Origin of the sequence: Streptomyces sp. NPDC002588, from assembly GCF_040295925.1 — a bacterium.
GTDB lineage: Bacteria > Actinomycetota > Actinomycetes > Streptomycetales > Streptomycetaceae > Streptomyces.
This window is the reverse complement of record NZ_JBEOWF010000031.1, coordinates 112,379-123,402: the sequence shown is the minus strand read 5'-3', so window position 1 is coordinate 123,402 and position 11,024 is coordinate 112,379. Positions and strand designations below refer to the sequence as shown.

At 71.0% G+C, this 11,024-nt stretch carries 8 protein-coding genes and 1 pseudogene; 1 reads left to right on the top strand and 8 read right to left on the bottom strand.

Annotated elements, in window-relative coordinates:
• Positions 1-768 (top strand): annotated as a pseudogene (locus ABT057_RS31365) (serine/threonine-protein kinase); the annotation flags it as partial.
• A 46-nt stretch (positions 769-814) separates the two neighbouring features.
• On the opposite strand, the gene ABT057_RS31360 reads toward ABT057_RS31365, so the two are convergent.
• The 8 genes from ABT057_RS31360 to ABT057_RS31325 form a co-directional block, all read right to left on the bottom strand.
• The gene (locus ABT057_RS31360; protein ID WP_352347012.1) at positions 815-2,983 is read right to left on the bottom strand and encodes a discoidin domain-containing protein; all 2,169 of its coding nucleotides are present in this window, start codon (positions 2,981-2,983) and stop codon (positions 815-817) included.
• A 41-nt stretch (positions 2,984-3,024) separates the two neighbouring features.
• Positions 3,025-4,593, bottom strand: a complete 1,569-nt coding sequence (locus ABT057_RS31355) for a glycoside hydrolase family 13 protein (RefSeq protein ID WP_352347011.1) — start codon at positions 4,591-4,593, stop codon at positions 3,025-3,027.
• 47 nt (positions 4,594-4,640) lie between these two features.
• Positions 4,641-5,516 (bottom strand): carbohydrate ABC transporter permease, encoded by an 876-nt coding sequence (locus ABT057_RS31350; RefSeq protein ID WP_352347010.1) that lies wholly within the window; start codon positions 5,514-5,516, stop codon positions 4,641-4,643.
• Complete coding sequence (locus tag ABT057_RS31345) at positions 5,513-6,466, bottom strand: carbohydrate ABC transporter permease (RefSeq protein WP_352347009.1); 954 nt, start codon at positions 6,464-6,466, stop codon at positions 5,513-5,515. The genes ABT057_RS31350 and ABT057_RS31345 overlap by 4 nt, the downstream gene beginning before the upstream one ends.
• Before the next feature lie 6 nt (positions 6,467-6,472).
• Positions 6,473-7,822, bottom strand: coding sequence for an ABC transporter substrate-binding protein (locus tag ABT057_RS31340; protein WP_352347008.1), 1,350 nt, complete (start codon positions 7,820-7,822; stop codon positions 6,473-6,475).
• A gap of 144 nt (positions 7,823-7,966) precedes the next feature.
• Entirely contained in the window at positions 7,967-8,965 is a 999-nt protein-coding gene (locus tag ABT057_RS31335) for a LacI family DNA-binding transcriptional regulator (protein WP_352347007.1), read from the bottom strand.
• A 100-nt stretch (positions 8,966-9,065) separates the two neighbouring features.
• Positions 9,066-9,896, bottom strand: coding sequence for a class I SAM-dependent methyltransferase (locus ABT057_RS31330; RefSeq protein WP_352347006.1), 831 nt, complete (start codon positions 9,894-9,896; stop codon positions 9,066-9,068).
• 196 nt (positions 9,897-10,092) lie between these two features.
• The gene (locus ABT057_RS31325; protein WP_352347005.1) at positions 10,093-10,944 is read right to left on the bottom strand and encodes a LysR family transcriptional regulator; all 852 of its coding nucleotides are present in this window, start codon (positions 10,942-10,944) and stop codon (positions 10,093-10,095) included.
• Positions 10,945-11,024 lie beyond the last annotated feature (80 nt).

Genomic DNA, 11,024 nt, shown 5'->3' with positions numbered 1-11,024 from the left:
GTCCGGGACACCCCGCCCGTCCGGGACACCCCGCCCGTCCGGGACACCCCGCCCGTCCGGGACACCCCGCCCGTCCGGGACACCCCGCCCGTCCGGGACACCCCGCCCGTCCGGGACGCCGAGCCCGTGCCGACGGTGTCGGAGCCGCCCGCCGGGCGCGGGAGGACCGTCCGGCGCCGCGGGCTGATCGCCGTACTGGCCGCGGTCGCGGTCTCCGTGAGCGTGACGGTCACCGTGGTGACGTACGGGAACGACGACCGTGCGGACTCCCCGTCGGCGACCTCCCCGTCTGGGGCCACCTCGTCGTCCGCCGCCAAGGACGCGGCCACGTCCGGCTTCGGCGTGGCCACCACGACGGCCGACTGCCCCGCGACGAAGGTCGACGGCGTCGGCGGCCGGTGCGTGGCGAGCCCCGAGTGCTGGAGCGGCATCACCGACATCTCCGGCATCATCACCGTCAGCCGCGCGGACTGCCGGGCCAGGCACGTGTGGGAGACGTTCGCCATCGCCCCGCTGCCGTCGGACGGCATGACGAACAACGCACGGGACCTGATCAAGCACCCGGACGTCGAGGCGCTGTGCTCCCAGAAGGTCATGGCCGCGACCATGGCCCCCGCGGGCCGGAAGATCGCCTCGCAGTGGCGGACCGACGTCCTCCCGCCCACGGCGCTCGAATGGGACAAGGGACTGCGTGTCTTCCGCTGCGTGGCCGCGGCCGTCACCGAGGACGGGGAGAAGACCGGCAGCCAGTTCGCGGTCGCGCCGTGAGAAGCCGGTCCGGTTGCCCCGTCCTCCGGCAGGGGCGGAGCGGGGATCACTGGGTCAGGTAGGCCTCCACCTCGCTGAACTGGCCCGCCGGCCAGCCCGTGTTGGCGGTGACGGTCAGGCGCAGGTGGCGGAGGTTCGTGGTGGTGGGCAGGGAGACGGTGGCCGTGTTGCCGGTGGCCGGGTCGAAGCGGTACGCGGTGGGGCCGGTCACCGTGGAGTAGGTGGTGCCGTCGGTGCTGCCGAGGACGGTGATCGTCTGGGTGCGGGCGCCCCAGGCGGTCGACGGCGGCAGCTTCAGGACCAGGCGGCGCACGGCGTAGGAGGAGCCCAGGTCGACCGTCAGGGACTGCGGGAAGGCGTTGTTGGCGGACTCCCAGTAGCTGTTCGCGTCGCCGTCGACCGCATTGCCGGGAACGTAGACGTCCTGTGTGCCGGTCGCGGTGGCAGGGCGGCCCTTCGCGAGGTTGCGGCCCGGGTCGGGATCCGGGTTGCCCTGGCCGGGCTGCGGCCAGGTCGAGCAGTCCGACCAGGTGCTGTTCCAGCCGGAGTTGCCGCCGCCGTCGGTGAGGGTGAAGGAACCGGAGCTCGCCGGGTAGGGGCAGTTGTAGACGCCCGCCGCGCCGACCGTGGCGGCGGTGACGTTGCGGAAGGTCGCCGCGCCCTGTGCCTCCGCCTGGACGACCACCGTGCCGGTGCCCGTGACCGTGGCGCCGTCCACCGTGACGTTGCGGACGGGGTAGCCCTGCCCGCCGCCGGAGACGAACTCGAAGGCGCTGTAGGGGCTGTCGGTGATCGTGGTGTTGGTGATGGCGACCGTCGCGTTGACGGCACTGTCGTAGGAGTCGACGCGCAGCGCGCCCATGGGGTGGTTCCAGTTGGGGTTCATGGCCCCGGCGCGCACCAGGGTGTTGCCGTCCACGGTGATGGTGCCGGCCAGCGGGTAGAAGGGGTCCAGGAACTTCTGGTTGGAGATCGCGATGCCGCTGCCGAGGGCGTTGGTGTCGGAGATCAGGTTGTTCTTCACGGCGATGTCGGTACCGCCGTAGATCGCTATCCCGTTGGCCAGGTTGGGCTGCGAAATGGTGTTGTTCTCGAAGCTGGAGTTCGTGTCGGGGGAGTACAGGGACCACATGGCGAGGGCGTCGTCGCCCTGGTTGCGCAGGAAGTTGCCCCGGACCCTGACCCCGCGTGCGTTGCCGTTGAGGTTGAGGCCGTCGGCGGTGGTGTCGAGGATGCGGTTGTTCTCGACGACCAGGTTGTCGTTGTTTCCCGTCAGCCAGAGGCCGACCTTGAGGTGCTGGAGCCACATGCCGGACACCGAACTGTTCGGTCCCAGCGAGCCGTTGACGAAGTTGTCCGGATTGGAGTCGACGCGCTCGGTGACCTCGCCCAGTACGGCGAAGTCGTTGATGTGGACGCTGCCGGAGGAGCCGGTCTGGTCGATGAACCGGGAGGTGTGCACGACGGAGTACCAGCTGCCGGCGCCCAGGAGGGTGACGTTCTGTACGCCGCTGAGGGAGGAGGTGAGCCGGTAGTCGCCCGGCGGGATCCATACGACACCGCCCTGGGCGGCCGCGACGGCGTCCCGGAACGCCTGGGTGGAGTCGCCGTTGCCGCTGGGGTCGGCGCCCTTCGAGGTGACCGACACCGATCCGGCGGGCTGGGCGGCGGCCGCGGCGACCTGCTCGAAGTCGGCGACGTCGACGGTGACCTGGGTGCCGGTCGACTCGAAGGCGACCTTGTCGCCGGCCTGGACGTTCTGCCCCAGCAGCAGGCGGGCGTCGTCGAAGAAGTGGTGGGTCTTCGCGCCGGGGATCCAGCTGGTGTCGATGTACGAGTACTTGGAGGTCACGGCGACCGTCTTCGCGAGCTTCGTGCCGTTGACGTACACGTTCAGCGTGCCGGACTGGCCGTCGGGGACGCTGTAGGCGAGGTTCACCGCGTCGGCCGCGCGCGGCACGGTGAACTCGACCCGCTGGCCCGAGGTGAGCCGGACGGCCTGGCGTCCGGAGGCCTCGGAGGCAAGGGTGCCTTGCGTGTAGTCGGGGCCGATCTTCGTACCGGTGGTGGCGGCGGACTCGGCCTCGACGGAGGTGAGGGGCAGTGAGGCGCCCGCGGCGGCGTGGGCGCCGGGTGCGCCGAGGGCGACGAGCAGGCCTGCGGCCAGTAAGCCGGTCGTACCGATGGCCGACGGTCTGCGGATGTGCCTGTGCATGTGCTGATCCCTTCGTCGTGGGGGGTGGGGGCGCGGGTGGCTCAGGTGCGCAGCCACACCGCGGTGTCCTTGGGCAGTCGGCCCCGGTCGTCCAAGGGGCCGCTGCCGAGCAGGAGTTCGGAGTGCGGAGGCAGCGCGGCCGCGGTTTCGGCGAGGTTCACCACGCAGGTGGTGCCTGCCGCGCGGCTGAAGGCGAGGACGCCTTCGGGGGCGGGCCGCCAGGTCAGGGGGCCGTCGCCGAACACGGGGCGGAGCCGGATCGCCCGCCGGTACAGGCCGAGCATCGAGTCGGGGTCCCGAGCCTGGCGGTCGGCGGCGTACTCGGCCCAGCCGGCGGGCTGCGGCAGCCACGGCTCACCGCCGAACCCGGTGTGGGGGGCGTCGGCCGCCCAGGGCAGGGGCACCCGGCAGCCGTCCCGGCCGGGGTCGGTGCCGCCGGAGCGGAAGTGCATCGGGTCCTCGACGCGGTCGAGCGGTATCTCCGCCTCGGGCAGAGCGAGTTCCTCGCCCTGGTAGACGTAGACGGCTCCCGGCAGGGCGAGCGACAGCAGGGCCGCCGCCCTGGCACGCCGGGTGCCGAGGACCAGGTCGGTCGGTGTGCCGAAGGCCTTGGCCGCGAAGTCGAATCCGGTGTCCGCGCGGCCGTAGCGGGTGACGGTCCGGGTGACGTCGTGATTGCACAGCACCCAGGTGGCGGGGGCGCCCACCGGGGCGTGCGCGGCCAGCGTCCCGTCGATGGAGGCGCGCAGCCGCCGCGCGTCCCAGGGGCAGGTCATGAAGGGGAAGTTGAAGGCGGTGTGCAGTTCGTCCGGGCGGAGATATCGGGCGAAACGGTCGGTGTCGGGAAGCCAGACCTCACCGACGAAGATCCCGTCGTACTCGTCGGCGACGGCACGCCAGGAGCGGTAGACGTCGTGCAGTTCGTCCCGGTCGACGTACGGATGCGGGTCGCGGCCCTCGACGAAGTCCGGCAGGAGCGGGTCCTTGGCGAGGAGAGCGGCGGAGTCGACACGGACCCCGGCGACGCCCCGCTCGAACCAGAAGCGCAGGATGTCCTCGTGCTCCTGACGGACCGTCGGATGCGCCCAGTCGAGGTCGGGCTGCTCCGGGGCGAAGAGGTGCAGATACCAGTCGCCGTCGTCGACGCGGGTCCAGGCGGGTCCGCCGAACTGCGACCGCCATGCGTTGGGCGGGAGTTCACCGCGGCCGGGGCGGAAGTGGAACAGCTCGCGTTCGGGGCCGCCGGCCAGGGCGGCACGGAACCAGGGGTGTTGGTCGGACACGTGGTTGGGCACGATGTCGACGATGGTGCGGATGCCCAGCTCCCGCGCCTCAGCGATGAGCTTCTCCGCCTCGGCGAGGGTGCCGAAGGCCGGGTCGATCGCCCGGTAGTCGGCGACGTCGTAGCCGCCGTCCCTCATCGGCGACAGGTACCAGGGGTTGAACCACAGGGCGTCCACGCCGAGTTCGGCGAGATACGGCAGCCTGGCGCGGACGCCGGCGAGGTCGCCGGTGCCGTCCCCGTCCCCGTCGGCGAAGCTGCGGACGTACACCTGGTAGATGACGGCGGAGCGCCACCAGTCCTCGCGGGCATGGGTGGGCTGTCCCACTGGGCTTCCCTTTCTGTAGACGGGCGTCTGCGTACGGGGCGTCGGCGTCAGCCCTTCGTGCCGCCCGCGCTGATCCCGGCGATGATGTGGCGCTGGAAGACGAGGAACAGCGCGACCATCGGGATGCTCGCGATCACCATCGCGGCGATGAGCACGGTCAGCTGGATGTTCTGCGACAACTGGACGAGAGCCACGCTGATCGGCTGCTTGTCGGTGTCGGAGAAGACCATCAGCGGCCACAGGAAGTCCTGCCAGACGGCGACCAGCGCGAAGATCGACACCACGCCGAGCACCGGCCGGGACAGGGGCAGCACCACGGACACAAGGACGCGCAGCTTTCCGGCGCCGTCGATCTCGGCGGCCTCCAGCACATCGCGCGGCAACTGGTCGAAGAACCGCTTGAGCAGGTAGAGGTTGAAGGCGTTGGCGACGGCCGGCAGCCAGATGCCGAGCGGGTCGTTGAGCAGGCTGGTGTGGATCAGCGGCAGGTCGGCGACGGTCAGGTACCTGGGGACGACCAGCGCCTGCGCCGGGACCATCAGCGTGGCGAGGATGCCGCCGAGGACCACCTTGCCGAAGGCGGGCCGCAGCTTCGACAGGGCGTAGGCGGCGGCCGTGCAGAACACCAGTTGGAAGGCCCAGGCCCCGGCCGCCTGCACCACCGTGTTCCCCAGGTGCTTCGGAAGCTCCATCAGCTGCCAGGCGTCGGTGTAGCCGGACAGGTGCCAGCTCTCCGGCACGAGGGTGGGCGGGGTGCGGGCGACCTCGTCGGGGGACTTCATCGCGCCGGTCACCATCCAGTACACGGGGAACAGGAAGGCGAGCGCGAACAGGACGACGACACCGGTGAACACCGTCCAGTACACGGCTCTGCCGCGCGGGCGGGCCAGGGTGGCGGGCGAGATCAGGGTGCGGGTGCTCATCCGTCCTCCCGGGACCGGGTCAGTCGCAGATAGCCGGCGGAGAACAGGCCGAGCAGGACGAGGAGCATCACGCTCAGCGCGCAGGCGCCGCCGAAGTCGTTGTAGAGGAAGGCGTACTTGTAGATGAGGTAGAGGACGGTCACCGTGGCGTTCTCCGGGCCGCCGCCCGTGATGACGAACGGTTCGGTGAACACCTGCATGGTGGCGATGATCTGAAGGAGCATCAGCATGAGGACGACGAACCGGGTCTGGGGGATCGTCACGTGCCGGACGCGCTGGAGCAGGTTCGCGCCGTCGAGTTCGGCGGCCTCGTACAGCTCGCCCGGGATGGACTGCAGGGCGGCCAGGTAGATCAGGACGGTGCCGCCCAGATTGGCCCAGGTGGCCACGATCACCAGGGAGACCAGGGCGGTGTCGGCGCCGTTGGACCAGTTCGAGGTGGGCAGGTGGAGGAAGCGCAGCGCCTCGTTGGCGAGGCCGGCGCCGGGATCGTAGAACCACTTCCACAGCAGGGCGCTGACCACCGGCGGGATCATCACCGGCAGGTAGACCACCACCCGGAAGAACGCCTTCGCGTGCCGCAGTTCGTTCAGGACCAGGGCGAGGACGAAGGGGATCGCGAAGCCGATGAGCAGGGCCAGCAGGGTGAAGGTGAGCGTGTTGCGCCAGGCGGCGGTGAACTCCGGGTCGTGCAGGACCCGGGTGAAGTTGGCGGTGCCGACCCACTGGGGGGCCGAACCCGGCGTGTACTTCTGAAAGGCGATGACCACCGCGCGGATCGCCGGGTACCAGGAGAACAGCGCGAAGCAGACCAGCCCGCCGAGCAGGAACGCGTAGGCGTGGAGCTGGTCGAGGAGGCGGCGCCGCCCCCGTCCCCTCGTCGGGGGCGGCGCCTCGGCGGGGCGTACGGCGACCGCCGGGGCGGGCGGCCGCGCGGCCGTCTTCGGCATCGGGTGTCAGCTCCGGGCCAGAATGCCGTCGATCTTGCCGGACGCGTCCTTCAGCAACTGGTCGATGTCAGCGTCCTTCTTGGTCAGAACGGCGGAGACGACCCCGTCGAGAACCGAGTAGATCTGCTGGGCGTTCGGCGGCTCGATCTTCATCTCAAGGCTCTGGTTGCCGTCCAGGAAGGCCTGGTAGTTCTCCACCGGCACATTGGCGTTGGCCTTCTTGACCTGCTGGTCCTTGGCGTCGGCGGCTCCGGTGAACAGACGGGGCTCGGGCAGGCCGACCGGCGCGTCGTTCTTCTTGGCCCGGGCGTAGTCGCCGAGGAAGCCGTCGCCCGGGGTGAGGAACATCGAGTCGAGCCACTTCAGCCCGGCGCGGATCTCGGCCGGCGAGTCCTTCTTGTTGAACATGTAGCCGTCGCCGCCTGCGAGGGTGCCCTCGCCGCCGGGCATGGGGGCCAGGGCGAGGTCCTTGTAGTCGCCGCCCTTCTCCTTGACCAGGATCGGGATGTTGTCCGGGGCGGAGAGGTACATGCCGAGCTTGCCCGACCCCATCATCTGCTGCACGTCGTTGATGACGAGGAGCTGCCTGCTGCCCATGGAGTCGTCGGTCCAGCGCATGTCGTGCAGGTTCTGCAGGACCGCGTGGCCCTCGGGGGTGTCCACGGTGGCCTTCTTACCGTCGGCCGAGACGACGTCGCCGCCCTGCGCGTACAGCTCGGCGGTGAAGTGCCAGCCGCCCTGGTTCTGGGCGCTGTAGTCCGCGTAGCCGACCGTGCCGTCGCCGAGCGCGGCGATCCGCCTGGCGTCGGCCCGCACCTCCTCCCAGGTGGCCGGCGGCTTGTCGGGATCCAGGCCGGCCTTCTCGAAGAGCTCGCGGTTGTAGACCAGGCCCATGGAGTAGCCGGTGCGGGGGATGCCGTAGACCCTGCCGTCGACGGTGTAGATGTCCCGCAGCTGCTTCCGGATCGTGTCGTAGCCCTTGAGCTCCTTCAGATACGGCGTGAGATCGGCGGCCTGGCCGATGTCCACGACGTGCCGGGCGTCGGTGAAGTACGTGTAGAACACGTCCTCCATCTGGCCGCCGGCGAGTTTGGCGTCGAAGGTCTTCGGGTCCTGGCAGGGGAAGGCGTCGTGCGCGACGACGTCGATGTCCGGGTTCTGCTGCTCGAAGGACGCCACGTCCTCCTCGAAGAACCGCCGGTCGGTCCTGGCGCTCCTGGGCGGTTCGCAGTTGACGGTGATCCTGGTCTTGCCGTCGGCGGCCTCCTCGTTCGACCCGCAGGCGGTGGCGGTGAGGGTGAGGGAGGAACAGACACCGATCGCGAGGAAGGCATGGCGGAACCCTGTGCTGGACATCGCGGACCCCTCCGGGCAGGAGCAGTGGGTGCTGGGCATGAGCTGTGGGGCGTCGCACACTCAAGCACCGCCGACATCCCAGAGCAAGATGTCGCGCGAAGTTAGCAATTATTCGACAGTGGACCGGATGCCGGTGACCGGGTGTCAGCGACGAGGGGCTTGCGCCGTGGAGCCGCGGACCACCAGCTCCGGCTCGAAGAGCAGTTCGTCGGCCGCGACGGCACGGCCCGCGATCTGCGCGGCCAGCAGTTCCACGGCGGCCCGGCCCATGGCCTCGATGGGCTGGCGGACGGTGGTGAGCGGGGGTTCGGTGCAGTTCATCAGCGCGGAGTCGTCGTAGCCGACCACGGAGATCTCCGACGGCACGTCGAGCCCCTTGCGCCGGGCGGCCCGTACGACGCCCAGCGCGATCGGGTCGCTTGCGCAGACGAACCCCGTGACCCCGCGGTCGATCAGCCGGGCGGCGGCCGCGTGACCGCCCTCGACGGAGAACATGGCGCGGGCGACGTGCTCCTCGGGCAGCGGGCCGGCCAGGGCCTGCGCGGCGGCCAGCTTCCGCGCCGAGGGCACATGGTCGCCGGGGCCCAGCACGAGGCCGATGCGCTCGTGCCCGAGGGAGGTCAGATGGCGCCAGGCCTGCTCGACGGCGACCGTGTCGTCGCAGGACACCCCGGGCAGGCCCAGGTGCTCGATGGCCGCGTTGACCAGCACTACCGGGATGTTGCGGTCGGCCAGCAGCCGGTAGTGGTCGTGGGGCGCGTCGGCCTGCGCGTACAGGCCGCCGGCGAAGACGACGCCCGACACCTGCTGCTGGAGGAGGAGTGCGACGTAGTCGGCCTCCGAGACCCCGCCCTTGGTCTGGGTGCACAGCACCGGTGTGAGTCCGAGCTGGGCCAGCGACCCGCCGATGACCTCGGCGAACGCGGGGAAGATGGGGTTCTGCAACTCGGGCAGGACCAGGCCCACGAGCCGGGCGCGTTCGCCGCGCAGCTGGGTGGGCCGCTCGTAGCCGAGGACGTCCAGGGCGGAGAGCACCGCCTGCCGGGTGGCCTCGGAGACTCCGGACTTGCCGTTGAGCACCCGGCTGACCGTGGCCTCGCTGACCCCGACCTTCTTCGCCACTTCCGCAAGTCGTCGCGCCATGCGCGCAAGAATAGCGCAAGAAACGCAAGTAGCTTGCGAAACTCGGCGGGGCCGGTCGGAGGATGCGACGGGTGACCTGCCTCTGCCCGGCGCTCTGGTCCTACCGCCAGACGAACACCTCGGTGCTCGGCCGGCGTTCGGAGAACACACCCGACGCGGAGGCGTCCCGCAGCAGCCCGCGCAGGTCCGCCTCGAAGTCGTCGCGACGGGAACCGAACAGGTGCGGGGCCGAGTACGACATGGAGAAGACCCAGGCGACGACGTCGTCGGCCGTGCGGTCCAGGGCCTGTCCGCCGGGAACGACATGGCGCTGCGGACCGGAGAACCCCGCCCGGGCGAGCACCGCGGCCTCGTTGCCGGGTGTGCCCTGCGGAAGGGTGCCGCGGCCTGCTCGCCGTACCGGTCCGAGGTACCGCCGCACCAGGTCCTCGACGGCGGCGTGGGGCACCGCCGGGTGCTGAAGGCCGTCGACGGTCAGGGTCTCCGTCTGCAGGTCCGAGACCTGCACCCAGGCTCCGCCGGGCCGGAGCATGCCCCGCACGGTCGCCGCCACCAGGTCGCGGTCCATCCAGTGGAAGGACTGGCCGAAGGTCGCGACGGTGAACGTGCCCAGTCCCGAGGGCAGTTCCTCGGCCCGGGCCCGCACGAACCGTGCCTTCCCGCTCAGCCCCCGTTCCGCGGCGCCGCGTGCGGCCTCGGCGATCATCCCTTCGTCCGGGTCCACGCAGACGATCTCGTCGAAGAGATGCGCGAGCCTCAGGGCGAGGGTGCCCGGCCCGCAGCCCACGTCGATCAGACGCCCGTGCCCGTCGAGCCCCAGTGCCCCGGCGAGCACGTCCACCAGCCCGGGGGCGTACGGCAGCCGCCCCCGCTCGTAGTAGCCGGCACTGCCGGCGAACAAGCTGTCGTCCCACTCCCAGCCGGCCACCACGCCCGCTCACCGCCCTCACCGAGATCCGTAACGGCCCGGCCGACGATGATTCCACGGCACGACGGCCGACCGACACCGTGTTTCCGTGCCCTTCAACCGGAACCAGCGCGGCACGCGGCCCGAACGGCCGTCACCCCGCCGGGGTTCGGCCGATGACGGAATCCACCGGCAGGTGCGCCGTCTCTCCCCGGCCCGCTCAGCCGCGGTAGACCGCCGTCGCGATCCGGACGAACGAGCGGAGCACGGGGTTCGTGTCCGCCTTGTTCCACACGAGGACCACACGGCTCGGCGCCATGTCGACCAGCGGTACGACGGTCAGCCCCATGGGCCGGTCGTGCCCGAGCGGCGTCAGTCCGACCGTGCCGTTCCAGAGCACGGCCTGGAGGCACTCCTGGACGGCACGGACCACCGGCCCCTCGCGGGGCTCGCCGCCGTTCCAGTACGCCTGCCAGAGCGGATCGGTGCCCTCCGGGAACTGGAACCAGCGCCGGCCGGCCAGGTCGGCCAGACTCAGGCTGTCGTGGCGGGCCAGCGGATCGTCGGCGCGCAGCACCGCGCCGACCGGGTCGGCCTGCAGTTCGCACACCGCCAGGCCCGTCTCGTCGAACGGCCCCCGGGTCAGGGCGACATCGACGAGTCCGGCACGCAGCCCGCAGGTCGGATCGGTCAGATCGGTCTCACGGATGCGCACCTCGACGCCCGGATGCCGTCGGCGGTGGGCGGCGGCCAGCCGTTTCACGGCCGGATCGGTGCTGTCTCCCAGGATGCCGACGGTGAGGGAGGCGTCCCCGGCCGCCGCGGCGACCCGTGCGCGTGCCCGGTCGGCCTGGTCGAGCAGGGCGCGCGCCTCGTCCAGCAGCACGGCTCCGGCCGGGGTGAGCGTCACGCCGGCGGCCGAGCGGCGCAGCAGCGCGGCACCGACGTCGGTCTCCAACTGCTTGATCGCCCGGCTCAGCGGAGGCTGGGTCATGTGCAGCCGGGTGGCGGCCCGTCCGAAGTGGAGTTCCTCGGCCACGGCAACGAAATAGCGCAGCGTGCGCAGCTCCATGATCGGCGAAGATACCCGCACGGTATCGGCTGCACCTAATCGGTCCTGGACCGCCCCCGCGCCCGGCCGTTGAAATCGGA

Excerpts from the sequence above, each read along its gene's own strand:
- ABT057_RS31360 (WP_352347012.1), bottom strand. The coding sequence starts at position 2,983 with ATGCACAGGCACATCCGCAGACCGTCGGCCATCGGTACGACCGGCTTA.
- ABT057_RS31350 (WP_352347010.1), bottom strand. The coding sequence starts at position 5,516 with ATGAGCACCCGCACCCTGATCTCGCCCGCCACCCTGGCCCGCCCGCGC.
- ABT057_RS31345 (WP_352347009.1), bottom strand. The coding sequence starts at position 6,466 with ATGCCGAAGACGGCCGCGCGGCCGCCCGCCCCGGCGGTCGCCGTACGC.
- ABT057_RS31340 (WP_352347008.1), bottom strand. The coding sequence starts at position 7,822 with ATGTCCAGCACAGGGTTCCGCCATGCCTTCCTCGCGATCGGTGTCTGT.
- ABT057_RS31335 (WP_352347007.1), bottom strand. The coding sequence starts at position 8,965 with ATGGCGCGACGACTTGCGGAAGTGGCGAAGAAGGTCGGGGTCAGCGAG.
- ABT057_RS31325 (WP_352347005.1), bottom strand. The coding sequence starts at position 10,944 with ATGGAGCTGCGCACGCTGCGCTATTTCGTTGCCGTGGCCGAGGAACTC.